Raw genomic sequence first — 24513 nt, forward strand, 5'->3', positions numbered from 1 at the left:
GGAGCCTAATCCGCGCCGCGGGGTCGGGAGGACGGCTGTTTCAACTGAACAGGGCGGCCCGCATGACGTCCTTGGGTGCGGTCAGCCCGGTGAACAGCTCCACCTGGGTGACAGCCTGGTTCAGCAACATGTGCAGCCCGCTGACCACCTCGCCGCCTGCGGCCTGTACCGCCGCGGCCAGCGGGGTGGGCCATGGGTCGTAGATGGCGTCGAGCAGCCGCGGCACCCCGGCGAGCACCGAGGCGTACGGCGCGGCAGCATCGGCCGGGATGGTGCTGACTGCGACGGCGGAGCCGGCGACCACATCGGCCAGGTCCGCACCATCGAGATCGCACCAGGCGCTCTCGACGCCGCGTCCCGCCGCGAGATCGACCAGCGGCGCGGCCTTGTCGGCATTGCGGGCGACCACCGTGATCCGCTTGGCCCCGAGCTCGGCCAGCCCGAGCACCGCGGCCGGGGCGGTGCCGCCGGAGCCCACGACGATCGCCGCCCCGTCGACCGCACCGAGCGCGCCCGTCACACCGTCGATGTCGGTGTTGTCCGCCCGCCAGCCGCGGGGAACACGAACCAGCGTGTTCGCCGAACCGACGAGCTGGGCCCGCTCGGTGTGGTCGTCGGCGAATCGGAGGGCGGCGAACTTGCCGGGCATGGTGACCGAGAGGCCGACCCATTCGGGTCCGAGCCCGGACACCAGTGCCGGCAGCTGCTCGGCCGTGCACTCGATGCGTTCGTAGGTCCAGGCGGGCAGGCCCAATGCCCGGTAGGCGGCCAGGTGCAGCTGCGGAGACCGCGAGTGGGCGATGGGTGAACCGAGGACCGCGGCTTTGCGCGCCGTGTCAGGTACGGCGGCCGGACGCCGCCTATCGGGCACTGTCAAGAACACCGTTGTGTCGTGCCAGTTCGATGTTGGCCAGGTGCTGGTTGTAGTCCCGGGTGAACAGTGTGGTGCCTTGCATGTCGATGGTCACGAAGTACAGCCAGTCCCCCGGCGCGGGGTGCTCGGCGGCGTCCAGCGCCTCGGCGCCCGGTGAGCAGATCGGGGTCTGCGGAAGCCCTTCGCGGACATAGGAGTTCCACGGCGTGGGCTTGGCGCGGTCAGCGTCGGTGGTCGCCACCTCTTGGCGGTCCAGCGAGTAGTTGACCGTGGAGTCGAATTCCAGTTTGCGGTGCTCGGCGAGCCGGTTGTAGATCACCCGGGCGACCTTGGAGAAATCCTGCGGCTTGGCTTCCCGCTGCACCAGCGATCCGACGGTGAGGATCTGGTAGGGCGACATGTTCATGGCTGCGGCGGTGTCCAGCAGCCCGCCTTGGGTGTACACCGTGGCGCTGGACGTGATCAATGTCGACAGGATGGACTGCGCGGGCGCTGCCGGATCGATGTTCCAGGTGCCCGGCGCGATGAGACCTTCGATCCGGCGATGGTCGGCGCCCATCGCCCCCACGGGCCCCGCCGCCCACTGCGGAATCGCCAGCGCGGCCACGGGTGCCGTTCCGGCGGCGGCGCGCAGGTCGTCGACGGACACGCAGCGCTTTGCGCCGTCGAGGTTCACGCACGATGCCTTCGAGATCAGGCTGAAGATGCCGTCTGTGACGGCGTTGGTCTTGACGTCGGCGATGTCGTCGAGCTGACGTCCCTCCGGAATGGTGAGTTTGCCCACCCGGTTGCTCGGATCGACCAGCCGCGCAACGGCGTTGGACGCGGGAATCTCGGTGCGCACCTTGTAGTAGCCCGGCTGGATCTCCGACATGGCGGAGTTGCGCTGGGCGGCGTCGACGAACGCCTTGACCGTGGCCACCGCCTTGTGGTCGTGCAGCGTCTTGGCGATCGCGGTGGTGGAGTCGCCGTCGTGGACCTGGATGACCAGGTCGGACACGCCGTCGCCGGCGTAGTCATTGCTGTTGCCCCCGGAGAAGCTGTGCCACAGCTTCGAGCCCAGGAACACCGCGGCGATCGCCACAACGATGAGCAGCGCCAGCGATGCGGCGCGGGCGATGCGACGACGACGGTTGTTGCGGGCCTGACGCAGCCGCTCGGCGCGGCTCATACCCCGTCGCGGTGGTCCCACCGCGACGGGCTGCGCCCGATCGGGACCCCACTTGTCAGACATCCATGCCCTCTCCGCGGCCGTCGTCGCGCGCGGCCAGGACCGCCCGCCGCTGATCCAGCCAGCTCTGCAGAATGCCCACTGCAGCCACTTGGTCGATCACCGCTTTCTGTCCCTTCGCGCGGACCCCCGCGTCGCGCAGCGATCGTTGTGCGGAGACGGTGGTGAGGCGCTCGTCGGCCAACCGCACCGGCGTCGGCGTGATGCGCCGCGCCAGCTGGTCGGCGAGGTCGATGGCGTCGAGCGCCGACGTGCCCGCCCGATCAGCCAGGGTGCGCGGCAGTCCGACGATCACCTCGACGGCCTCGTACTCGCCGACAATGCCCACCAGCCGGCGCAAATGCTTCCCGCCGGCCTTGTCACGCCGATCCCGCAACACCGTCTCCACCGGCGTTGCCAGAATACCGTCCGGGTCGCTTGTGGCCACGCCGATGCGAACGGTGCCCACGTCGATGCCGATGCGTCGGCCGCGGCCGGGGTCGTCGTCCCCCGGGCGGTCCGGCAGCCTATCCCCGCTGCTCGGCACCGGGCTAGCTCCGGCCGATCTCGGTACGCAATGCGGCCAACGCCGCGTCGATACCCGCCGCCCCCTTACCGGAACCCTGTGCCAGATCGGCCTTGCCGCCGCCGCGACCGTTCACCGGTGCGGCAAATTGTTTCACCAGTTCGTTGGCCCGCAGCCCGAGATCCTGCGCGGCCGGGTTGGCCGCCACCACGAACGGGACCGTGTCAGCCTCGCCCTCGGCGATCAACGCGATGACGGCAGGGTCGCTGCCGAGCTTGCCCTTGATGTCGCCGACGAGGGTGCGCAGATCGCCGCCCGACATGCCCGCGGCCATCCGCTGCGCCACCACCCGGACCTTGCCGATGAGCTCCGCGCCGGCCGCGGCGTTGGCGGCAGCGGCCCTGGCGTTGGCCAGGCGGGCCTTGTCGAGTTCCTTCTCGGCGGCCTTGAGCCGCTCGACGAGTGTGGCCACCCGGGCGGGGACCTCTTCGGACGGCACCTTCAGTGATGACGCCAGCCCGGCCATCAGGGCGCGTTCCTTGGCCAGGTGCCGGAACGATTCCAGGCCGACGTAGGCCTCGACCCGGCGCACGCCGGAACCGACCGAGGATTCGCCGAGAATCGTCACGGGACCGATCTGTGCCGAGTTGTGCACGTGTGTACCACCGCACAGTTCGAGCGAGAACGGCCCGCCGATCTCGACCACCCGCACCTCGTCGGGGTAGTTCTCGCCGAACAGCGCCATGGCGCCCATGGCCTTCGCCTTGTCGAGCTCGGTGTTGAAGGTGTGCACCTCGAAGTCGGCTTCGACGGCCTCGTTGGTGACTTCTTCGATCTGTGAGCGCTGGTCTTCGGAGAGCGCGCCCTGCCAGTTGAAGTCGAACCGCAGATAGCCGGGCCGGTTCAGCGAGCCGGCCTGGACGGCGTTGGGGCCCAGCACCTGTCGCAGCGCCGCGTGCACCATGTGGGTGCCGGAGTGGCCCTGGGTGGCGCCATGGCGCCACTTGGGATCGACCGCGGCGGCGACGGTGTCGCCTTCGACAAACTCGCCGGATTCGACGTTGACGCGATGCGCCCACAGCGTCTTGGCGATCTTCTGGACATCGGTGACGGCGGCCCGGGCCGTCTCGGAGCTTCCGGTTCCGGTGATGGCGCCCTCGTCGGCGATCTGCCCGCCGGATTCTGCGTAGAACGGCGTGCGGTCCAGGATCAGCTCGACCCGATCGGCCTCGAGACCCTCATGACCGACCACGGGAACCCGCTTGCCGTCCACGAAGATGCCGAGAATCCTTGCCTCGGAAGTCAATTCATCGAATCCGGTGAACTCGGTGGGCCCGGTGTCGACCAGCTCGCGGTACGCGGTGAGGTCGGTGTGGGCTTGTTTGCGGGCCGCTGCGTCGGCTTTGGCACGCGCCCGCTGCTCGGCCATCAGGCTGCGGAAGCCTGCCTCGTCGACCGTCAGGCCCGCTTCCGCGGCCATCTCCAGGGTGAGGTCGATGGGGAAACCGTAGGTGTCGTGCAGGGTGAAGGCGTCGGCGCCCGACAGCGTGGATTTTCCGGCGGCGCGCGTCGACTTCGCGGCATCGTCGAACAGCCGCGAACCCGAGACCAGGGTGCGGTTGAACGCGGTCTCCTCGGCGACGGCGATGCGGTTGATGCGTTCGAAGTCGGTGACCAGTTCGGGGTAGGACGGGCCCATCTCGTCGCGCACGGTGGTCATCAGCCGGCCCATGATGGGCTCCTCGACACCGAGCAGCTTGGCGGCGCGGATGATGCGACGCAGCAGCCGGCGCAGCACGTAGCCGCGGCCTTCGTTGCCGGGGCTGACCCCGTCTCCGATGATGATGGCCGCGGTGCGGCTGTGGTCGGCGATGATGCGGTAGCGCACATCGTCGTCGTGGTTGCCTGCGCCGTAGCCGCGGGGGGCGATCCCGGCGACCAGGTCGATCACCGGACGCACCAGGTCGGTCTCGTAGACGTTGTCCACGCCCTGCAGCAGGCAGGCGATGCGCTCGACGCCCATCCCCGTGTCGATGTTCTTGCGCGGCAGCGGGCCGAGGATTTCGAAGTCGTTCTTCGACGTGCCCTCGCCACGCTCGTTCTGCATGAACACGAGGTTCCAGATCTCGATGTAGCGGTCCTCGTTGGCCTCGGGCCCGCCGTCGATGCCGTATTCGGGGCCACGGTCGTAGTAGATCTCCGAACACGGGCCGCACGGCCCAGGGATGCCCATCGACCAGTAGTTGTCGGCCATGCCGCGGCGCTGGATGCGCGACAGTGGCAGCCCGGCCACCTCCTGCCACAGGCCGATGGCCTCGTCGTCATCGAGATAGACGGTGGCCCAGAGCCTTTCCGGGTCGAATCCGTAGCCGCCCTCGGAGACCGGGTTGGTCAGCAGCGTCCAGGCCAGCTCGATGGCGCCCTTCTTGAAGTAGTCGCCGAACGAGAAGTTGCCGGCCATCTGGAAGAAGGTGTTGTGCCGGGTGGTGATGCCGACCTCGTCGATGTCGGGCGTCCGGATGCACTTCTGCACGCTGGTCGCGCGGTCGGCGGGCGGCGTGCGGGCCCCGAGGAAGTAGGGCACGAACTGCACCATGCCCGCGTTGACGAACAGCAGGTTGGGGTCGTCGAGGATGACCGATGCGCTCGGCACCTCGGTATGGCCCGCTTTCACGAAATGATCGAGGAAGCGCTTCCTGATCTCGTGTGTCTGCACGTCGCCTCTGCCCTCGTCTTAGTAGATGGTCGCTGTGGGTACCGGTCGGTGTTCACCGCGAATAATTCGACCGCCTTACATTACCGGTCAGCGTGGTCGCCCTGAACAGCGCTGGTCAGGCCGCGAGAAAACTCAGGCGTACCGACCGTTGCGGGTTGTCCCGGTTGAGATCGACCAGCACGACGCTTTGCCAGGTCCCCAGAAGCGGCCGTCCGGCCTGGACCGGCACCGTGACCGACGGAGATACCAGCGCGGGCAGCACATGGTCGGCACCGTGGCCGAAGGATCCGTGTGCGTGCCGGTAGCGGTCATCGCGCGGCAGGAGCCGCTCCAGCGTGTCGATCAGGTCGTCGTCGGAGCCGGCGCCGGTCTCGATGATCGCCACCCCGGCGGTGGCGTGCGGCACGAACACGTTGCACAGCCCGTCACCGCGTCCGTCGCAGAAGCCCTGTACCGCGTCGGTGAGGTCGACGATGCGGCGCCGGGTGGTGTCGACGTCGATCACATCAGTGTCCATTTGTCCCAGCCTACGAGTCGTCCTGCGGGCCATTGCAAGTCGTGATCGCGCGGAGGAAGGTGGTGATGGAACCGGTGGCGCCACCGGGGCGCTGCCCCGACAAGAGGGGGTGGATCGTGTTCGCACGCTCTACCACGATCACGGCGCACAGCGAGGCCATCGATGCGGGCATCGCACACGTTCGCGACGAGGTCATGCCCGCCGTCGATGCGATCGACGGGTGTGTCGGCCTGTCGCTGATGGTGGACCGGGAATCCGGGCGCTGCATCGCCACCACGGCCTGGCGTTCCCACGACGCGATGCAGGCCAGCGCGCCGATCCTGGCACCGATCCGGCATCGGGCCGTCGAGGCTTTCGCAGGCAGCGCGACGATCGACGAGTGGGAGATCGCGGTGGTGCACCGCGAGCAGTACGCGGCACCGGGTGCCTGCGTGCGGGCCACCTGGTTGCAGACGCGTCCGGAACTCTTCGACCGGGCCATCGACTACTACCGGTCCGCGGTGCTTCCGGCCCTGGACGACCTGGCGGGGTTCTGCAGCGCCAGCCTGATGCTCGACCGCACCACCGGGCGGGCGGTGTCGTCGGCGACGTTCCGTAGCCAGGAGGCGATGGACCACAACCGTGACCAGGCGCGGTCGCTGCGCACGGCCCGATTGCGGGATCTCGGAGCCGATCAGCTCGATGTCGGCGAGTTCGAGTTGGTACTGGCCCATCTGCGGGTCCCGGAACTGGCCTGATGCCGCAGCTGAATTGACGCAGCCGTTTGCGTGGTGATCAGCCGGGGTATCTCCCCTCCAGTCCGCAAGCCTTGGAGGAGAAATGACCATTACCGGCATCGTCAGTGCAATCCTGATCGGCATCGTCGTCGGCTTCATCGGCCGGCTGCTGGTGCCCGGCAGGCAGCCCATCGGGTTCCTGGTGACGATCCTGGTCGGCATCGTCTCGGCGTTCATCGGCACCGCCATCGCGCGGGCGCTCGGGATTCCGACCGAGACCAACGGTGTCGACTGGCTCGAACTGCTCGTCCAGGTGATCGTCGCGGCACTCGGCGTGGCCCTCGCTGCGTCGTTGATGGGCCGTCGGCGCGGGTTGTTCGGTGGTCGACGTTCGGGATTGATGCGATAGCTCGTCGGCTATGGCGTCGGCAGCAGCGCGTCGAGGCGTTCGTAGCTCTCGATCATGCCCGCTTCCATGCCCGAGGACAGCAACGCGTCCCGAGCTTGGGTGTTCGGGCAGATCGACCGGCCGCGCAACCTGCTGCGGCCGGCGCCAAGGTCGTCGAACCACATGAATTCGATGTTCACCATGTCCGGTGCGCCCTCGAATTCGAAGGTCTGGATGATGAGTTCGTCCGAGCGCACGGTGTGGAACACGCCGTTGAACCGGTACTGCTCGTCGGCACGGGAGTGCACGTAGCGATAGCCGCCTCCGGTCCGGAAGTCCCAGTGCTCGATCGCCATCGCGATGTCGTGCGGACCCAGCCACCGGGTGACCAGATCCGGCTCGGCGTGGGCACGGAACAGCGCCGCGACGGGCGCGTCGAACTCCCTGGTGAACTCCATGGCGAGGGTGTCGACGGGGACGGTGAGATCCAGCGCCTTGGTCATTTCTTGTCCTCCTCTTCGATGGCTGCCAGCAGGGCGTCCAGCCGGCGGTAGCTGCGCTCGGCATTCAGGCGGTAGCCGTCGATCCACGCGGTCAGCCGCTCCAGGGCGGCCGCGTCGAGGTGTACGGGTCTACGCTGCGCGTCTCGGGTCCGGGTCACCAGGCCCGCCTGTTCGAGAACCTGAATGTGTTTGGACACAGCCTGTTTCGTGATGTCGAACGGCTCGGCCAATTCGTTGACGGTCGCCGGACCGCGGGACAGCCGCGCCACGATCGCCCGTCGCACCGGGTCGGCCAATGCCAGAAAGGCACGGTCCAACCTGACTTCACCATCGTCATCACTGGCCAATAATCAATCTTTCTGTTGATCAATCAACTGGTTGACTACAAAGGTAGAAGCAGCTGTACGACGGTGTCAAGAGGTTTTCAGCGCTTACGACGGACGATGGCGCGCAACTTGTCCAGCCGGGTCGTGATCTCACGCTCCACACCCCGACCGGTCGGCTGGTAATAGTCCGCCAGGACCAGATCGTCGGGCGGATACTGTTGCGGCACAACGCCGTCGGGATGGTCATGGGGATAGCGGTAACCGACGGCGTGGCCGAGCTTGGCGGCGCCGGAGTAGTGGCCGTCGCGCAGATGCGGTGGCACCGGCCCAGCCTTGCCCGCTCGGATGTCGCCCATCGCCGCGGCCAGCGCAGTCGTCACCGCGTTGGACTTCGGTGCGGTCGCCAGATGGACGGTCGCGTGGGCGAGCGTCAACTGCGCCTCGGGCATGCCGATCAGCTGCACGGTTTGGGCGGCGGCCACCGCGATCTGCAACGCACTCGGATCGGCCATCCCGATGTCCTCGCTGGCCAGGATCATCAGCCGCCGGGCGATGAAGCGCGGATCCTCCCCCGCCACCAGCATCCGGGCCAGGTAGTGCAGCGCCGCGTCGACGTCGGAGCCACGCATCGATTTGATGAACGCACTGACCACGTCATAGTGCTGATCGCCGTCGCGGTCGTAGCGCACGGCGGCCTTGTCCAGCGACTGCTCGATGATCTCGACGGTGACCCGTTCTCCCGGCTCTGATGCCACCTCCAGCGCGGTCAGGGCACGCCGGGCATCACCTGCCGAGAGCTGCACGAGGAGATCGACCGCCTCGTCGGTGACCTCGACGGCGCCACCGAGACCCCGCGGATCGGTGATCGCGCGGCGCAGCACGCTCTCGATGTCCTGCGGGGTCAATGGCTGCAGCTGCAGGATCAGCGAACGCGAGAGCAGCGGGGCCACCACGGAGAACGACGGGTTTTCGGTCGTCGCCGCGACCAACAGCACTACCCGGTTCTCGACTGCCGCCAGCAGCGCATCCTGCTGCGTCTTGGAGAAGCGGTGCACCTCGTCGATGAACAGGACGGTCTGGCCGCCGTGGACCGCCGAACGCCGAGCGGTGTCGATCACCGCGCGGACCTCCTTGACCCCGGCCGACAGTGCCGAGAGCGCCTCGAACCGGCGGCCGGTGGCCTGCGAGATCAGCGAGGCCAGCGTGGTCTTACCGGTACCGGGCGGCCCATAGAGGATCACCGACGCCGCGCCGGAACCCTCCACCAGCCGACGCAGCGGTGAACCGGCCCGCAGCAGATGCTGCTGCCCGACGACCTCGTCGAGGCTGGCCGGACGCATCCGCACCGCGAGCGGACCCGTGCCGGGCGGGACCAGAGCGCCGGGATCACCGGGCCCCGGGTCGCCGGGCACATCGAACAAACTGTCGGACACGTGTTCTGCTTACCACGCCGCGTCGTCGGGCGACTCCGGCGCGGTCACGAAATCGATCAGCTCCTCCACCCGGCCGATCAGCGCGGGTTCCAGGTCGTTCCAGTCGCGGACCTGACCGCGGATCCGCTGCCAGGCCCGCGCGGTGTCCGCCTGGGTGGCATACGGCCAGCGCAGCGCCTGGCAGATGCCCTTCTTCCAGTCCGTGCCGCGGGGAATCTCGGGCCAGGCGGTCATTCCGAGCCGGGCCGGCTTGACGGCCTGCCAGATGTCGATGAACGGATGGCCGACGACCAGGGTGTGCTCGCCGCCGGGGCCGCGCCGCACCGCATCGGCGATGCGGGCCTCCTTCGAGCCGGTCACCAGGTGGTCGACCAGCACACCGAGCCGGCGGCCGGGCCCGGGCGCGAACTCCTCGACGATGCCTGCCAGATCGTCGACGCCGCCGAGGTACTCGACCACCACACCCTCGATGCGCAGGTCGGCGCCCCACACCTGCTCGACGAGCTCGGCGTCGTGGCGGCCTTCGACATAGATGCGACTGGCCAGCGCGACGCGGGCCTTGGCACCCGCCACCGCCACCGAACCCGATGCCGTCCTAGCCGGCGCGGCGGTCCGCTTCGGCACGGTCAGGATCACCGGCTTGCCGTCGATCAGGAATCCGGGACCCATCGGAAATGCCCGCACCTTGCCTCTGCGGTCCTCGAGTTCGACGCGGCCACCCTCGATGCGCACCACGGCACCCACATAACCGCTCTGCGCGTCCTCGACCACCAGCCCCTTTTCCGCGGGCTGTTCGGTGGACCGGGTCAGCTTGGGGGTGTGCGGGTTTCGGGACAGGATGTCGGAACCGTAGCGATCAGTCACGCGGGCGATCCTAAAAACGTCCACGGCCGGAACGCCGTTGCGACATGCCATCGTGACCGTGCTGTTAGACCGCGAGCAGACATCGCGGTACCGGAAACGCGGTGTGTCGCGGACCTGCGTGTCTGTTCGCGGGGAAAGGGTGAGCGGCTACGCGGTGACCTCGTCGATGACGGTGTGCACGAACCGCATCTTCTCCAGCACCGCCGGCGGCAGGACGAACGGGTACAGGTCGGCGTGGCCCATCGAGCGGTTGACCATGTTGAGCGCCCATGACAGCGGTAGCCACATCTCGATGATGGTGTCAAAACCGCTGGGGCCCAATACCCGTCGATCGAACGTCGCACCCGCGCGGGCGAATCCGAACGCCGCGGCGGTGTCCAGGGTGTCGCGGATGTGCAGATAGTGGGCGAAGGTCTCCGCCCAGTCCTCGGCGGGATGCATGGTGGCGTAGGACGATACGTAGGTGTCCTCCCAGCCCGCCGGGGCGCCGTCGGCGTAGTGCCGGTCCAACGCAGCCTGGTAGTCCGCGTCGGGGTCACCGAACAATTCGTGAAACCGCTCACCGTAGTCGGCCGAAGGGGCGATCAGCCGATAGAAGTAGTAATGCCCGATCTCGTGGCGGAAATGGCCGAGCAGGGTGCGGTACGGTTCGTCCATCGCGATGCGCAACTGCTCGCGGTGCACGTCGTCGCCTTCCGCGAGATCGATCGTGATGACACCGTTCTGATGCCCGGTCATCACCTGCTCGGACGCGCTGGAGAGCAGATCGAACGCCAACCCGAATTGCGGGTCCTGACTGCGGCTGACGATCGGTAACCGCAGTTCGTGCAGTTCGGCGATCAGGCGGCGCTTTGCCATCTCGGCTTCACCGAATGCCGCCAGGGCCGACGTGTCGGTGTCGGCCGGCCTCGTGCGGGTCAGCGCGCACGACGCACACAACGGGTCCCCACCGACTCGTACCAGCCAATTGCATTGAGCCACATGCAGATTCGCACACAGCCGATACTTGTCCTCGTCCACGGCCCCGGCGTGGGCGGCTTGATCGGTGTCGGTGATCACCAGCAGCGCCATGTCCTTGAGCGAGAAGCCCAGCGCGCTGCCGCACGACAGGCACAGCGAGTTCTCGAACGCCAACCGCTGACCGCATGTCGGGCAGTTGAAGTCACGCACTGAGCACACCTCCCGCGTACGGTGCCACATCCACCGAAACCTCGATCGTGCTGCTGTCCGAATCGGTGTAGATGATGCCGCGCAGCGGCGGCACGTCGGCGTAGTCGCGCCCGAAAGCCGCGACGATATACCGTTCGTCGACCATCTGGTCGTTGGTGGGATCCAGGCCCAGCCAGACGTTCTGCGGGGTCCATACCGAGGCCCAGGCATGTGTGGCGTCGACGCCTATCATGCGGTCCTTGCCGGGCGGTGGGTCTGTCGCCAGGTATCCGGAGACGTAGCTGGCGGCCAGCCCGTTGGCCCGCAGGCATGCGATGGCCAGCCGCGCGAAATCCTGGCAGACGCCTTCGCGGGCCCGGAGCACCTGGGCGACCTGGGTGGACACCGTGGTGGACCCGGATCGATAGGTGAAGTCGGCGAAGATCCGCGAGTTGAGATCGCGCAGCACATCGATCAGCGCCCGACCCGGAACGAAACTCGGTGCGGCATAATCGCGTACCGCATCGGTGATCTCCGACGGCTGCAGGTCCATGGTGAACTCGGTGGCCAGCGCGCCGTCGCCGCCGACCGGCCGGGCGATCTCCCAGGGCGCCCGTGCCGAACCGGCGGTGTAACGCTCCGGAGCGGGCGGCTGCACCTCCACCACCGACCGCGCGGTGATGCTCAGTGTGCGGTGTGGCTGCAGGACATGGAAGTAGGAACTGATGTTGCCGTAGGCGTCGCGGCCGGTCGAGCTGTCGGCGGCGTCAGGTTCGATCAGCAGCTCGTGGTAAAGCCTGCGCTGCCCGGGCAATTCGCGCGGCGTGAGGAAGGCGCGACCGTAGGAGCTGGTGACGTCGTCGGAGTAGCGGTAGACGGTGCGATGGGTGATGTCGTAGCGACGGCTCGCAGCATCGGGTCCGGTCATGACGGCACCAAACGTCTTTCGTCGGGCCCCCACAACGGCTGCATACCGCCGGGCAGCGAGAGGTGCGCGGCGGTGATGACGCCCGAGAGGTCGCGCAGATCGCTGTGCATCTTGTCGAGCAGTTCAGCGAGTTCGGACCGCACGCCGTCGGCTGTTGCGATCGCCAGGTCCGCCGGATCGATTCGGCGCAGGCGGACGGCGATCTCATCGACGAGCCGCTCGGATCGTGACGAACCCGATGCTCCCGGAAGGGTTTTGAGGTCAGTACGCAGCCGGTCCAACTGATACACCAGCGAACGCGGGTTCTGCGGGTCGAACAGCATGAGCTCGGCCAGTGCCGCGACGCTGACGACTCCGGGGTTGCGCCGCCGGTAGATCACCGACGATTCGCAGGCCACCAGGGTGGACTCCATCACCGTGCGTTCGGCCGCCGGGCTGCGCACCTCTGTCAGGGTGGCACAGAGCAGCGCCGTCAGGCCCAGGCCGCGTTCGATGCGCTTGCCGACATCCATCAGGCTCCAGCCGATGTCCTGCACCATGGATTCGGCCGCCACGCCCGACAGCGCGAGCATGCCCGACAACGTTCGGCTGTGCGCCGTCGCCAGGTAGGTCTCGCCGGCGGTCTGCGAATCCGGCGGAGATGCCGAGGCACGCAACACTGCCCGTTCCACGGCGGCCAGGACCATCCAGGTGTCGTTGGACATCTGGTCGCGCACCGAGCGGGCGGCCAACCCCAACCGTTCCACCGATTGCGCCAGCGAACCGGGCCGGTGCCGGTCGGCGGTGACCGCCCACAGCGTGGTCGGCGCGACGGCGATGGTCTCGTGATCATCCCTGTCGGCTTCGGCGTCGGCACCGGTGATGGCATCGACGGCCGCGAGTAACACAGGCACGCACTGACTTTCCGGGGTGTCCTGCCGGTAGCGGTATTCGTGGTACCGCTCGCGGGTGACGGTGAGCAGGCGCGCCATCTGTTCGGCACGTTCGGCGTAGCGACCCATCCAGAACAGATCGGACAGCACGCGCGGCGAGCTGACGGCCTCGGTTCGGCTCGACGTCATCGTCGGAACGACAAGCTCGACGGGTGCCGTTGGGATCTTCTCTGCCGTCACCCGTGTCGGAGACCGCACCCAGATATCCTTGGCTGCAACGGTATTCATCCGGTACGCGGCGGCGCCGGGGGCGACCAGATACCCCAGCCCACCGATCATCGGTGCGTAACCACTGCGCTGCGCGACGGTGAACAGCCGCATCCCCACATTGCTCGCCGACAACCCGCTCGACCGGTAATCGCTCGGCGCCGACGAGAACTGCGGTAGCTCCTGCCCGATCCAACGCCACGGCGCGGCTTCGATGCGGGCGGCCAGGGTGTCACGCTGAGCGATCGACAGCGTAGGCCCGACGATCGACTCGACGCCGTCGGCAGAGCGAATCAGCAACGACGCCAACTTGGTGAGCAGTTGCGAGCGCTCCACGTCGATACCGCCCCAGTACACGGGCGCGGTCTGCAGCTGCGGGGTCTCGTCGAGCAGCAACTGGGCCAGCTGAGGCAGAAACCGCAGCAGCCCAGGGCTTTCCAGCACACCGCTGCCCAGACTGTTCACCACGCTCACCGCGCCGCGCCGCAACACCTCGACCAGCCCCACCACGCCCAGGCGCGAATCGGGCCGCAGATCAAGCGGGTCCACGTAATCGGCGTCGATGCGGCGCAACACGACATCCACCCGTTTGAGGGTGCCGAGCGACCGCATCCACAGCTTGCCCTCACGCACCACCAGATCGGCGCTCTCCACGAGGGGAAAACCCAGCACCCCCGCCAGATACGCCTGATCGAAGGCCGTCTCGGAATGGATGCCGGGGCTGAGCACCACGACCACCGGCTCTTCGGCCGCCTCGGGTGCGACGTCGATCAGGGCCAGGCGTAGCGCCTGCGCCCAGGGCGAGGCCGGTCGCGGGCCGATGCGCTCATAGAGCTCAGGGACGGCATGGGCGATCACCCGCCGATCGGCCAGCGCATAGCCCGCACCCGACGGCGCCTGCGTCCAGTCGGCGTTGACCAGAAATGAGCCGTCGCCGCTGCGGCTGACATCGCAGCCGTGCAGGAACAGCTGGTGCCGACCCGGCACCTCGATGCCGCGCGCGACGCGCACATAACCGGGATGGGCGAACAGCAGCTGAGCGGGCAGCGTGCCGCTGGTGATCGACCGCCGGGGTCCGTAAAGATCGGCGAGCACCGCGTCGAGCAGCCGGGACCGCTGCACCAGACCCGATTCCAGTGTGTCCCAGTCGGCCGACGAGATCACCAGCGGCAGCGCGTCCAGATGCCAAGGGCCGGGCAACGTCGTGCCGTCCGGGTCGGTGACCACCTCGCCGTGCCGATCCACCTGGATGTAGGTGATGCCGTCGTTGTCCACCAGGCCACGCACCACGCCGCGCAACCGGTCGAGCCCGTTGCGGCCCCGCTCGCCGACACAGTCCGCGACCTCCCGCCAGGCCGGGCGGACATTGCCCGCGGCGTCGAGGAACTCGTCGTAGCCGGTGGCAGCCCGGGCTCCGCGCACCTCGAACAGCGCCTGCTGAGCGCGGGTGCGGCGATAACTCGCGAGCACACCGTCGACATCGGTGCTCACGCCACCGGCAGCGGCGTCCGGCGAGCCGTTTGCGCGAAGAACCATCACTGCAGAACGGTACGCAACCGCCACCCGTCCGGCTGCCCGGCGCGCCCACATCGGCTCGCCGGCCGCCCGCCTCGGATGTCGAAGACGTGACCTCCCGGCCCTGGTCACCGCGTCGGACGAGCCGCCCGGAGCATGCCGCACGGGCCGCACCCAGCGCGCGCTGGTTCAATCAGCAGGAGATAGCTGACGAAAGGATGGGCCCGCCCGCATGTGGAGCACGGTGCTGGTGATGGCTCTCGTGGCCGCAACCGACCCGTTGCGCATCGGGGTGATCGCGTACATGGTGTCGCGCGCGCGGCCCGTCAAGTTGTTGCTGCCGTTCTTCCTCGCCGGCTTCACCTCCAACGTGGCCGTCGCCGTGGCGGTGGTATTCGTGTTCCGGGAGAGCGCGCTCGGTGACCGCACCGTGCACCCCGGAATCGAGATCACGATCGGCGTGCTGGCGGGCCTCATCGCGGTGTTGTCGGCCACCGGCCTGCTGGAGCGGCTGTTCCACCGGGTCCGCAACAAGCGCGTGGCGGTGCCCGCCGGCGTCGGCGACCATCCGGGTGATCCGACGACGGATTCCTCGCCCACCGAGCCGGTGGAACCGCCGACACTGGACTCCCTGCCGGTGATCTCCAAACTGCCCGAAAGCATCAAGGCCGCGCTGCGCGGCGAGGCCGCATGGGCGGCGGGACTGCTTGGCTTGAGCAACGGCATTCCCTCGCCGTACTACCTGGGCGCCATCGCGGCGGTACTCACCTCGGGTACCGCGGTCGGCCAGCAATTGAGCGCGCTGGTGACCTTCAACCTGGTGGCCTTCTCCGGGGCGCTGATTCCGATCCTGAGTTTCTGGATCGCGCCTGACGCCACCCGCTCGGGCGTCGAGCGGCTGTACGCCTGGATGAAGTCCCATCACCGGCTGGTGGTCGCGATGATCGCCGGTGCGGTCGGCGTGTTCTTCGTCGGCTTGGGTATCAGCCACTTGTGATCAGACGCCGGCGGAACGCCGCCCGCCGGACTCTTTCGCCGTCTGCAGCCTGCGGTACACCGCGAGCACCAGCACGCCGGCGATCGTGATCCCGACGAGGTTGACGGCAAGTTGCGCGACCGACTGAGCAGCGATGTCCCAGTCCCCCATCGTGGCCGCCACCACCGCGAAGCCGGCCGCGGGCACGGTCGTGACCGAGATGAAGACACCCACCAACGCCGCTGATTTGGCCGATACCAATGACAGCATTCCCGCCGCACCGGCAAGCAGCGCCACGACGAACGAGAACGGCCCGACCTGGAAGATGAAATCGACCCCGTGCAGCTCGCGCGTGCTGGTCAGTTCCACCCAGCCCAAGGCCTCGAACCCCAACGTGGCGCCTGCGGTGACGGCCATCGCCACCGGAAAGCCGATGAGCAGTGCTGCGGACGCCCGCCGCGCCAACGACATGCGACGGCGCACCAGGGCGACGGCCAAGGCGGCGAGGGGGCCGAATTCGGGCCCGACGACCATCGCCCCGACGACGGTGACCGGCGAGTCGGTGAGGACGCCGACGGCGGCGAGCAGGCACGCGATGCACAGAAACAGCAGGAACGTGACGTTCAACTGGGATTCGTCGCGGGTACGTGCCACGAGCTCGTCCCAGACCACCGCATCGGCGGCGTCGCCGTCAGCGGCATCCTCGGCGTGGTAGGCCGCACTGGACAACACCGTGTCGAGCACTTCGAGCGTGATCGCGCCGAGATTCTGCACGTCGAGCGACTTGAGCCGCTCCACAACGTCATTGGCGGCTTCGCGGGCGATGTCGGCAGTGATCTCGTCACCGGCCGGCTCCACGGCCGCGTTGGGATGCAGCACGATGTGGGTGACACCGGGCTCTCGCTGCAGGACGTTGAGGATCGGATTGCGCAGTTCGGCAGGAGCGATCACGCGGAGGTGCAACACGGCCCGAGAGTAGCGTTCTGGCCCATGGCGAATTGGGATGACGTGGCCCAGGTGGTGGCCGCCCTACCGGAGACCGGCCAAACCTCGCCGCGGACGTGGCGGGTACGGAAGAAACTCGTGGCCTGGGAGCGGCCGTTGCGCAAGGCGGATTTCGAGGCGCTCGGTGACGACGCTCCCGACGGCGACATTCTCGGCGCGCGGGTACCCGACGAGGGCGTGAAGTGGGCGCTGATCGCCGACAAGCCTGATGTCTACTTCACCACCCCGCATTTCGACGGCTATCCGGCAATACTGGTGCGGCTGGCGGCAATTGACATCCCGGAGTTGACCGAGCTGATCACCGAATCATGGCTGACGCAGGCACCGAAGACTGTGGCGAAGAAGTTCCTGGCCGACGGGCAGAGGTAGTTCCCGTCAGTCCTTGCCGATTCGGACGACGAGTTCGTCGGGTGGTACCAGATGCCCTTCCTGGCAGCGTATCTCGACCGTGGCCTCAGCACCGCAGCCGGCGTGAGCCAGCCGCAGCGGCGAATCGTTGGGCACGTGGCGGCGCCCCCACTCGAACAAGGCCCACACCACGGGCATGAATTCCCTGCCGGCCTGTGTCAGCACGTACTCGTCGCGCACCCGCTGCCCCGGCTCCTGGTACGGCCTGCGCTCCAGCAGCCCGGCCTCGACCAGGTCACTCAGCCGCGCCGACGCGGCGGCCTTGGTGACGCCGACGCGGCGCCAGAAGTCGTCGAACCGGGTGGTGCCGTAGTAGGCCTCGCGCATGATCAGCATCGCCGATTTGGTGCCGACGAGGGCCATTGTCTTCTCGATCGGGCAGCGCCCCACCGCCGACCAGGCATCACGGTCGGCGAGTGCGCCCTGCAGGACTGTCATGCACATCACTCTATCGCTGGGTTGTTGGAACTGAACCTAGGTGTTACATCTGAGTATAGACAGCAGTACTCAGCGGCGAGGCTCAGGAGGCAATGATGTCCGGATATTCAGGCCGGGATGCCGTGATCGTGGGTGCGGTACGCACTCCCATCGGTAAAGGCAAGGCGAACGGCGCCCTGCACGGGGTGAAATCGGCGGATCTGCTCGCGCACAGCCTGCGTGAACTGGTCGATCGCACCGGCATCGATCCGGCGCAGATCGACGACGTCATCAGCGGCGCCGTCACCCAGGTGGGCGACCAGGCCGCCAACATCGCCCGCAACGCCCTGCTCGGTGCCGGCTTCCCGGAGAGCGTGCCAGGGACCACGGTGGACCGGCAGTGCGGCAGCTCGCAGCAGGCCATCAGTTTCGCCGCCCAGGGCGTGGTGGCCGGTGCCTACGACATCGTCATCGCAGCCGGCGTGGAATCCATGGGACGCGTACCCATGGGCACCAACATCCTGTCCGGCAGCGATCCATTTGGCGACGCGTTCGCCCAGCGCTACTCCGAAGGTCTTGTCCCGCAAGGAATCAGCGCCGAGCTCATCGCTGCCAGGTGGGGCTTGTCCCGCACCCAGCTCGACGACTTCTCGGCAGGCAGCCATGAGAAAGCCGCGGCCGCCACCAAGGCCGGGCTCTTCGACAACGAGCTCGTCCCGATCGCCGGACTGGCCACCGACGAGATCATCCGGCCCGGCACCACCGTCGAGACGCTGGCAGGGCTGAAGCCCGCGTTCTACAACGAGGCTTATGCGACGCGTTTCCCGCAGATCAATTGGGAGATCACCGCGGGTAACTCGTCGCCACTGTCTGACGGCAGCGCCGCGGTGATGATCACCAGCAGCGACACCGCCAAGCGGCTCGGCCTGCGACCGCGGGCCCGCATCCACACCGCCACAGTGGTCGGCTCCGATCCGCTCTACATGCTGACCGGTGTCATCCCAGCGACCGAAAAAGTGCTTGCCCGTGCGGGTTTGACGATTTCCGACATCGACCTGTTCGAAGTGAACGAGGCATTCGCCCCTGTCGTGCTCGCCTGGGCGGCCGACACCGGCGCCGACCTCGCGAAGACCAATGTCAACGGCGGCGCCGTCGCGATCGGCCACCCGCTCGGGGCCAGCGGTGCGCGGCTCATGACGACGCTGGTCAACGCGCTCGAACAGCGCGGAGCCCGCTACGGCCTGCAGACCATGTGTGAGGCGGGCGGCATGGCCAACGCCACCATCATCGAGCGGCTGTAGTCGCACCCCACCCGCGGAACTGCATTCCCGGTCGTTGAGCGCACGCTTTAACGACCGGGAATGCAGTTCCGGCGCGGCGGGGTGGTGACACGTCCACATTTGAGGGCTTTCTGGCCGAACCAAGGCAGCGCTGAGCACGCGGTGACCGTCAGCATGGATGACATACCCAAGCTGACCGTCATCACCAGAAAGCACGAACTCATGTCAGAAACCATTGCCGGCGTTGAGGTTCCGGACACCGCCGCCGTCACCGAAGCGACTCACCTCATCCGCGAGACCACCACCCCGCTCATCTACCATCACTCCCGTCGGGTCTACTTCTTCGCGCAGATCCACGCCCAGCGGCTCGGTGTGGCACCGGATCCGGAACTGCTCTACCTGGCTGCCCTGTTCCACGACACCGGCCTGCAGCGGCCGTTCTCTGACGCAGAACAGCGTTTCGAGGTCGACGGGGCCGACCACGGGCGCCAGTTCCTGCTCGAACGCGGCTTCTCCCCCGCGGCCGCCGAAACGGTCTGGACGACCATCGCACTGCACACGACACCGGGCATCCCTGACCGCTTGGGCCCGGAGATCGCCACCATGTATCTGGGGGTGCTGACCGACGTCGTCGGGTTCGGCCTGAACGAGCTCCATGACGACCAGGTGTCCGAAATCCTCGCCGTTCACCCACGAGGTGATTTCAAGAACGAGTTCCTCCAAGCCTATTTCGACGGTTTGAAGAACCGCCCGAACACGACGAACGGCACCGTCAACGCCGACGTTGTGGAGCACTTCCTCCCCGGTTTCCGGCGTACCACCACAGTCGAGCGCATGCTCGGCTCGGCCTGGCCGAGCTGACCGCGACACGTCGACGCGGGACGTCCGGAATTCTTGTCCCCCAGCAAATTGCGTCTCGGTTTGAGTAGCTGTCCGGTACGCAACACATCCGGCCGCACCCACGACCATCACTGCCAGACAGGAAACCGCACATGAAACTCGGACTACGGCTGCCCCAGAGGCTGGGAGTCGACCTGCAACACGATGTGGTCGAAGCAGCCCGGACAGCCGAAGCCGCCGGGTACGCCAGTGTGTGGACGTACGAACGGCTGCTGTTCCCGCAGATGCCCGCCGAACCGTATGCCCCGCCGAACGTGCCGTGGCCGGAAAGCTCTCGGCAGGCCGCCGACCCCCTCGCCGTCCTCACGGCAGCGGCCGTGGTGACCGAAAAGGTGCGCCTCGGTACCGCAGTTCTGGTTGCCGCACTGCACACACCCGTGCAGCTGGCGAAGGCACTTGCCACGGTGGACCAGATCAGCGGCGGACGCGTGATCGCGGGGATGGGCACCGGGTGGTCCACCGATGAGCTGCAGGCCACCGGCGCCACCCGAGCCGATCGTGGTCGCCTTCTCGACGAAACGCTGGATGTCTTCGATGCGGTGTGGGCCCCGGACCCGGTGAATTTCCGGGGATCTCGCGTCGTCATCCGCGACGCCGACGTGCTGCCCAAGCCGGTGTCGAAAATCCCGGTGATGCTGGGTGGCGGTGGCCGCAACTTGGGCCGCAGCACGAGTTCCAAAGCCCTGCAGCGCATTGCCCAACATGCCGACGGTTGGTTGCCGGTGCTCACCACACCGGGTCCGGCCGGAGCCGCGGACCTGCGCGCAAGCTGGGACTGTATCCGCGACATGGCCTCCGCCTATGGCCGCGACGCATCTCGGATGGAATTGGTCGTGGTGGGAAACGTCACCTTCACCACACGCCCGGCAGGACATGACCGATCGGCGTTCGTCGGCACTCTCGATCAAATCCTCGACGATGCCAGGACGGCCGCAGACGCCGGCGCCGACGAACTCATCGTCGATCTGAATCTGCAGGACTGGTTCACCAGCACTCGGCAGATGCTCGAGACGGCGGTCGAAATCCGTGAGCAGCTGGTGGTGCCATGACGAAAGTCGTTCCAAGCCACCGCCCGACGGAGGCGCATCGCCGTGGCCACCGCTGACGCTGACCGGCTGCGTGAACTTGCGGCGACCGAGGCGTCGTTGCGGCGTATCGCGATGCTCGTTGCCGGCGGCGCTGCGCCGGAGGCGGTGTTCCACGCCGTCACCAAGGAACCCCTGCGGCGCTTCGGATCCGGCACCGCGCGGATGGTCCTGCCGTCTACATGTCACAGCCTGCCCAGACGGCGGCCCTCATTCGTCAGGCGTGCCCGTAGGCGCGTCGCACACGTCACCTCAGATCACGCACTACTCGTCTGCACCGGCGCGACGTGCCGTGCTGAACCGGCGCTGGTAGGCCGCGGGGCTGATGGAGAGCTTTCTGGCGAAAACCCGTCGCATGCTCTCGTAGCTGGGAAACCCTGCCAGAGCCGCTGCCCGCGTTGCGGTGTGCCCTTGATCGAGCAGCGCCCTGGCCATGTCGAAGCGGATGTTCTCCACATAGCGGGCCGGCGTCGTGGACAGTTCTTCGTGAAAGAGCCTGGTGAGGTGCCGGGTACTCATGTGCAGGTGCTCGGCGAGTTCCCCGAGCGAGTGGTTGTCCTGCGGGTTCGCCGTCACCAAGTCGGTCACCTTCCGCAACGCCGGTGACCGGGGCGGTGGTCCTTGCAGTGGAGCGGAGAACTGCGACTGACCGCCGGAACGCTGCATGTACACCACCAGGGCACGAGCGACGTCGCGGGTCACGTCCGGACCGTGGTCTTCTTCGACGAGTGCGAGAGCCAGATCGATTCCGGCGGTCACTCCCGCCGACGTGTATGTGCTGCCGTCACGGACATAGATCGCGTCGGGTTCGACACGGCATGTCGGGCAGCGGGCGGTGAGCTCGGCTGCGGCCCGCCAGTGCGTCGTCGCACGCTTGCCGTCGAGCAGGCCCGCGGCGGCGAGGATGAATGCGCCGGTGCAGATCGACGCGACACGACGCGCTCCGGCGGCCGGGACCCGGGCGGCTTCCGCCAGATTTCGCGGCACAGGTGTTCGCGGATAGCGGTCGGAGCCCGGCACCAGATAGGTGTCCGGGGCGGGCTCCGCGGAAACGGCGCCGTCGACCGCGACCCTGAATCCGAGGTTCGACGTGACGTCCTCACCTAGCGGGGACAGCAACACGATCCGGTAGTCGGCACCGAACCCGTTGGCCTCCTTGAACACCTCCGCCGGGCCGGCGACGTCGAGCATGGTGACACCGTCGTAGACGAGGATCGCGACGCAGCGCGGGACCGTCTGGGGTGCGACGGACGCACGCTGAGTCATCAGCCGATTATCGCCGCCTCCGACACTCGCGCGGGGGCTCCCACCCGCGGAACTGCATTCCCGGTCGTTGAGCGCACGCTTTAACGACCGGGAATGCAGTTCCGGCGCAGTTGAGGTGAGTTACGCCCGGACAAGCTCGAACAGCGGGATCGCCCGGCTGGTCTTGGCCTGGTACTCAGCGAATGCCGGTGCCAGCTCGGTCAGCTTCGGGTACGTCGCGTCGCGCTCGTCGGCGGGCAGCTCACGGGCGATGGCGTCGAGAGTCTCTGCGCCGAGTTCGATGCGCACCTGCGGATTGGCCCGCAGGTTGTGCACCCACGCCGGGTCTTTGGGCGCACCCGCATACGACCCGACGATGAGCATCTTGCCGTCGACGGTCACATAGGCCAGCGGGGTCAGCCGCGGCTTGCCGGACTTGGCACCGGTGGTGTGCAGCAACAGCAGGTCGCCGCCCTCGAACTGGCCACCGACCTTGCCACTGTTGGCGCGGAATTCGTCGACCACGCCACGGTTGAACGCATCGAGCGCGGCCTGGTCGGTGAACAGCTTCTCCTGGTCCATCTCGGTCATGCTTTTTCCAGCTTCTCCGGCTTGGCATCTATTCCGGATTCCTTACGCTGCTGCGCGGTGATCGGCGCAGGCGCGTCGGTCAGCGGGTCGACACCGCCACCCGACTTCGGGAAGGCGATGACCTCGCGGATCGAGTCGACACCCGCGAGCAGCGCGGTGATGCGATCCCAGCCGAAGGCGATGCCGCCGTGCGGCGGTGCACCAAAAGTGAAGGCGTCCAACAGGAATCCGAACTTGTCCTGGGCCTCGTCGTGGCTGATACCCATCATCGCGAACACCCGCTCCTGCAAGTCGCGACGATGGATACGGATCGACCCGCCGCCGATCTCGTTGCCGTTGCAGACGATGTCGTAGGCGTCGGACAACGCGTTGCCGGGATCGGTGTCGAAGGTGCCCTCCGACTCGGGCTTCGGTGCGGTGAAGGCATGGTGCACCGCCGTCCAGGCTCCCGACCCCACCGCGACGTCACCGGAAGCCGTCGCCTCGTCGGTGGACTCGAACATCGGGAAGTCCACCACCCAGGTGAATGCCCACGCGTTCGGGTCGATGAGGTCGAGCCGCTTGGCGATCTCGATGCGGGTCGCACCGAGTAGCCCTCGGGCCCCCTTGGCCGGACCTGCAGCGAAGAAGATGCAGTCACCGGGCTTGGCGCCGACATGCTCGGTCAGCCCGTCGCGTTCGGCGTCGGTGAGGTTCTTGGCCACCGGGCCGCCCAGGGTGCCGTCCTCACCTACCAACACGTATGCCAGCCCCTTGTGGCCACGCTGCTTGGCGAACTCCTGCCAGCCGTCGAGCGTGCGGCGCGGCTGCGACGCCCCGCCGGGCATGACGACAGCGCCGACGTAGGGCGCCTGGAACACCCGGAACGTGGTGTCCTTGAAGTACTCGGTGCACTCGACGAGTTCCACCCCGAATCGCAGGTCGGGCTTGTCGGAGCCGAACCGGCGCATCGCCTCGGCGTAGCTGATCCGCGGCAGTGGCAGCGGCAGGTCGTAGCCGATGGTCGACCACACGGCCCGCAGCACCTCTTCGGCGATGGCGATGACATCGTCGGCCTCGACGAAGCTGAGCTCCATGTCGAGCTGCGTGAACTCGGGCTGGCGGTCCGCACGGAAATCCTCGTCCCGGTAGCAGCGCGCGATCTGGTAGTACCGCTCCATCCCGGCGACCATGAGCAGCTGCTTGAACAGCTGCGGGCTCTGCGGCAACGCGTAGAACGAGCCGGGCTGCAGCCGCGCGGGCACCAGGAAGTCGCGGGCGCCTTCCGGCGTCGACCGCGTCAGCGTCGGGGTCTCGATCTCCACGAAGTCGTGATCGGCCAGCACGCCGCGCGCGGCCGCATTGACCTTCGAGCGCAAGCGAATTGCATGGCCCGGACCCTCGCGGCGCAGGTCCAGGTAGCGGTAGCGCAACCGGGCTTCCTCACCGGCGGTCTCGTCGAGCTGGAAGGGCAGCGGGGCGCTCTCCCCCAGCACGGTCAACGACGTGGCGTTGACCTCGATCTGACCGGTCGGGATCTCGGCGTTCTCGTTGCCCTCCGGGCGGACCTCGACGATCCCGGTCACAGCGATGCAGAACTCGGCGCGCAGCCGGTGAGCGGCGGCCAGCACGTCACCCTCGCGGAACACCACCTGCGACACACCGGACGCGTCGCGCAGGTCGATGAAGATGACGCCACCGTGGTCACGACGACGCGCCACCCAACCCGCCAACGTCACCTTCTGACCGGCATCGGTGGCCCGCAACGAACCGGCGGCATGACTGCGCAGCACAAATACTCCTCATTAAGACGGGTGGGACGA

24 protein-coding genes are annotated in these 24513 nt (G+C 67.6%); 7 read left to right on the forward strand and 17 right to left on the reverse strand.

Features of this window, described 5'->3' with window-relative positions; genetic code table 11:
- Nucleotides 1-40: 40 nt before the first annotated feature.
- The 5 genes from BTO20_RS18990 to BTO20_RS19010 form a co-directional block, all read right to left on the reverse strand.
- A complete protein-coding gene (locus BTO20_RS18990; protein ID WP_087077827.1) occupies nucleotides 41-871 on the reverse strand; it encodes a shikimate dehydrogenase in 831 nt (276 codons plus the stop codon).
- Nucleotides 861-2108 (reverse strand): endolytic transglycosylase MltG, encoded by a 1248-nt coding sequence (locus BTO20_RS18995; protein WP_087077828.1) that lies wholly within the window; start codon nucleotides 2106-2108, stop codon nucleotides 861-863. Before BTO20_RS18995 ends, BTO20_RS18990 begins: the two co-directional genes overlap by 11 nt.
- On the reverse strand, nucleotides 2101-2631 hold the full coding sequence (ruvX, locus tag BTO20_RS19000) for a Holliday junction resolvase RuvX (protein WP_087077829.1): 531 nt from the start codon (nucleotides 2629-2631) through the stop codon (nucleotides 2101-2103). Before ruvX ends, BTO20_RS18995 begins: the two co-directional genes overlap by 8 nt.
- A gap of 4 nt (nucleotides 2632-2635) precedes the next feature.
- Nucleotides 2636-5326 carry an alanine--tRNA ligase gene (gene alaS, locus BTO20_RS19005; RefSeq protein WP_087077830.1) on the reverse strand — a complete coding sequence of 897 codons (2691 nt, stop codon included), beginning with the start codon at nucleotides 5324-5326 and terminating at the stop codon, nucleotides 2636-2638.
- A gap of 115 nt (nucleotides 5327-5441) precedes the next feature.
- Complete coding sequence (locus BTO20_RS19010) at nucleotides 5442-5831, reverse strand: secondary thiamine-phosphate synthase enzyme YjbQ (RefSeq protein WP_198344542.1); 390 nt, start codon at nucleotides 5829-5831, stop codon at nucleotides 5442-5444.
- Nucleotides 5832-5959: 128 nt separating this feature from the next.
- Here BTO20_RS19010 and BTO20_RS19015 point away from each other — a divergent pair, with 128 nt between their 5' ends.
- Together BTO20_RS19015 and BTO20_RS19020 are read left to right on the forward strand one after the other, a co-directional pair.
- The gene (locus BTO20_RS19015; RefSeq protein ID WP_087082357.1) at nucleotides 5960-6580 is read left to right on the forward strand and encodes an antibiotic biosynthesis monooxygenase; all 621 of its coding nucleotides are present in this window, start codon (nucleotides 5960-5962) and stop codon (nucleotides 6578-6580) included.
- Between the two features lie 82 nt (nucleotides 6581-6662).
- Entirely contained in the window at nucleotides 6663-6968 is a 306-nt protein-coding gene (locus tag BTO20_RS19020) for a GlsB/YeaQ/YmgE family stress response membrane protein (protein WP_087077832.1), read from the forward strand.
- An 8-nt stretch (nucleotides 6969-6976) separates the two neighbouring features.
- Here BTO20_RS19020 and BTO20_RS19025 read toward each other — a convergent pair whose 3' ends face one another.
- The 7 genes from BTO20_RS19025 to BTO20_RS19055 all read right to left on the reverse strand — a co-directional run bounded on the left by BTO20_RS19025 (nucleotide 6977) and on the right by BTO20_RS19055 (nucleotide 14825).
- On the reverse strand, nucleotides 6977-7450 hold the full coding sequence (locus BTO20_RS19025; protein WP_087077833.1) for an SRPBCC family protein: 474 nt from the start codon (nucleotides 7448-7450) through the stop codon (nucleotides 6977-6979).
- Nucleotides 7447-7797: an ArsR/SmtB family transcription factor gene (locus BTO20_RS19030; RefSeq protein WP_087077834.1), complete on the reverse strand. Its 351-nt coding sequence runs from the start codon at nucleotides 7795-7797 to the stop codon at nucleotides 7447-7449. The genes BTO20_RS19025 and BTO20_RS19030 overlap by 4 nt, the downstream gene beginning before the upstream one ends.
- A gap of 77 nt (nucleotides 7798-7874) precedes the next feature.
- Nucleotides 7875-9209 (reverse strand): replication-associated recombination protein A, encoded by a 1335-nt coding sequence (locus BTO20_RS19035; protein ID WP_087077835.1) that lies wholly within the window; start codon nucleotides 9207-9209, stop codon nucleotides 7875-7877.
- 9 nt (nucleotides 9210-9218) lie between these two features.
- Nucleotides 9219-10073 (reverse strand): DUF3097 domain-containing protein, encoded by an 855-nt coding sequence (locus BTO20_RS19040; protein ID WP_087077836.1) that lies wholly within the window; start codon nucleotides 10071-10073, stop codon nucleotides 9219-9221.
- Between the two features lie 147 nt (nucleotides 10074-10220).
- Nucleotides 10221-11243, reverse strand: coding sequence for a zinc-binding metallopeptidase family protein (locus BTO20_RS19045; RefSeq protein WP_087077837.1), 1023 nt, complete (start codon nucleotides 11241-11243; stop codon nucleotides 10221-10223).
- On the reverse strand, nucleotides 11236-12150 hold the full coding sequence (locus BTO20_RS19050) for a transglutaminase family protein (protein WP_087077838.1): 915 nt from the start codon (nucleotides 12148-12150) through the stop codon (nucleotides 11236-11238). Before BTO20_RS19050 ends, BTO20_RS19045 begins: the two co-directional genes overlap by 8 nt.
- Nucleotides 12147-14825, reverse strand: a complete 2679-nt coding sequence (locus BTO20_RS19055) for a circularly permuted type 2 ATP-grasp protein (RefSeq protein WP_087082359.1) — start codon at nucleotides 14823-14825, stop codon at nucleotides 12147-12149. Before BTO20_RS19055 ends, BTO20_RS19050 begins: the two co-directional genes overlap by 4 nt.
- A gap of 211 nt (nucleotides 14826-15036) precedes the next feature.
- Here BTO20_RS19055 and BTO20_RS19060 point away from each other — a divergent pair, with 211 nt between their 5' ends.
- Nucleotides 15037-15801 (forward strand): GAP family protein, encoded by a 765-nt coding sequence (locus BTO20_RS19060; protein ID WP_087077839.1) that lies wholly within the window; start codon nucleotides 15037-15039, stop codon nucleotides 15799-15801.
- Here the strand turns inward: BTO20_RS19060 and BTO20_RS19065 are convergent, their stop codons facing one another.
- Entirely contained in the window at nucleotides 15802-16746 is a 945-nt protein-coding gene (locus BTO20_RS19065; protein WP_087077840.1) for a DUF389 domain-containing protein, read from the reverse strand.
- 24 nt (nucleotides 16747-16770) lie between these two features.
- On the opposite strand from BTO20_RS19065, the gene BTO20_RS19070 reads away from it, so the two are divergent.
- Nucleotides 16771-17154 carry an MmcQ/YjbR family DNA-binding protein gene (locus tag BTO20_RS19070; RefSeq protein WP_087077841.1) on the forward strand — a complete coding sequence of 128 codons (384 nt, stop codon included), beginning with the start codon at nucleotides 16771-16773 and terminating at the stop codon, nucleotides 17152-17154.
- Between the two features lie 6 nt (nucleotides 17155-17160).
- On the opposite strand, the gene BTO20_RS19075 is transcribed toward BTO20_RS19070, so the two are convergent.
- Nucleotides 17161-17631 (reverse strand): winged helix-turn-helix transcriptional regulator, encoded by a 471-nt coding sequence (locus BTO20_RS19075; RefSeq protein WP_087077842.1) that lies wholly within the window; start codon nucleotides 17629-17631, stop codon nucleotides 17161-17163.
- Nucleotides 17632-17726: 95 nt separating this feature from the next.
- On the opposite strand from BTO20_RS19075, the gene BTO20_RS19080 reads away from it, so the two are divergent.
- The 3 genes from BTO20_RS19080 to BTO20_RS19090 all read left to right on the forward strand — a co-directional run bounded on the left by BTO20_RS19080 (nucleotide 17727) and on the right by BTO20_RS19090 (nucleotide 20839).
- On the forward strand, nucleotides 17727-18911 hold the full coding sequence (locus BTO20_RS19080; protein ID WP_087082361.1) for a thiolase family protein: 1185 nt from the start codon (nucleotides 17727-17729) through the stop codon (nucleotides 18909-18911).
- A gap of 201 nt (nucleotides 18912-19112) precedes the next feature.
- Complete coding sequence (locus BTO20_RS19085; protein ID WP_087082363.1) at nucleotides 19113-19751, forward strand: HD domain-containing protein; 639 nt, start codon at nucleotides 19113-19115, stop codon at nucleotides 19749-19751.
- 131 nt (nucleotides 19752-19882) lie between these two features.
- Nucleotides 19883-20839 (forward strand): TIGR03619 family F420-dependent LLM class oxidoreductase, encoded by a 957-nt coding sequence (locus BTO20_RS19090; protein WP_087077843.1) that lies wholly within the window; start codon nucleotides 19883-19885, stop codon nucleotides 20837-20839.
- A 300-nt stretch (nucleotides 20840-21139) separates the two neighbouring features.
- On the opposite strand, the gene BTO20_RS19095 is transcribed toward BTO20_RS19090, so the two are convergent.
- The 3 genes from BTO20_RS19095 to aspS all read right to left on the reverse strand — a co-directional run bounded on the left by BTO20_RS19095 (nucleotide 21140) and on the right by aspS (nucleotide 24483).
- The gene (locus BTO20_RS19095; protein WP_087077844.1) at nucleotides 21140-22141 is read right to left on the reverse strand and encodes a GlxA family transcriptional regulator; all 1002 of its coding nucleotides are present in this window, start codon (nucleotides 22139-22141) and stop codon (nucleotides 21140-21142) included.
- Between the two features lie 120 nt (nucleotides 22142-22261).
- On the reverse strand, nucleotides 22262-22711 hold the full coding sequence (locus BTO20_RS19100) for a nitroreductase family deazaflavin-dependent oxidoreductase (RefSeq protein ID WP_087077845.1): 450 nt from the start codon (nucleotides 22709-22711) through the stop codon (nucleotides 22262-22264).
- Nucleotides 22708-24483 (reverse strand): aspartate--tRNA ligase, encoded by a 1776-nt coding sequence (gene aspS, locus BTO20_RS19105; RefSeq protein WP_087077846.1) that lies wholly within the window; start codon nucleotides 24481-24483, stop codon nucleotides 22708-22710. The genes BTO20_RS19100 and aspS overlap by 4 nt, the downstream gene beginning before the upstream one ends.
- Nucleotides 24484-24513 lie beyond the last annotated feature (30 nt).

Source organism: Mycobacterium dioxanotrophicus, assembly GCF_002157835.1.
GTDB lineage: Bacteria > Actinomycetota > Actinomycetes > Mycobacteriales > Mycobacteriaceae > Mycobacterium > Mycobacterium dioxanotrophicus.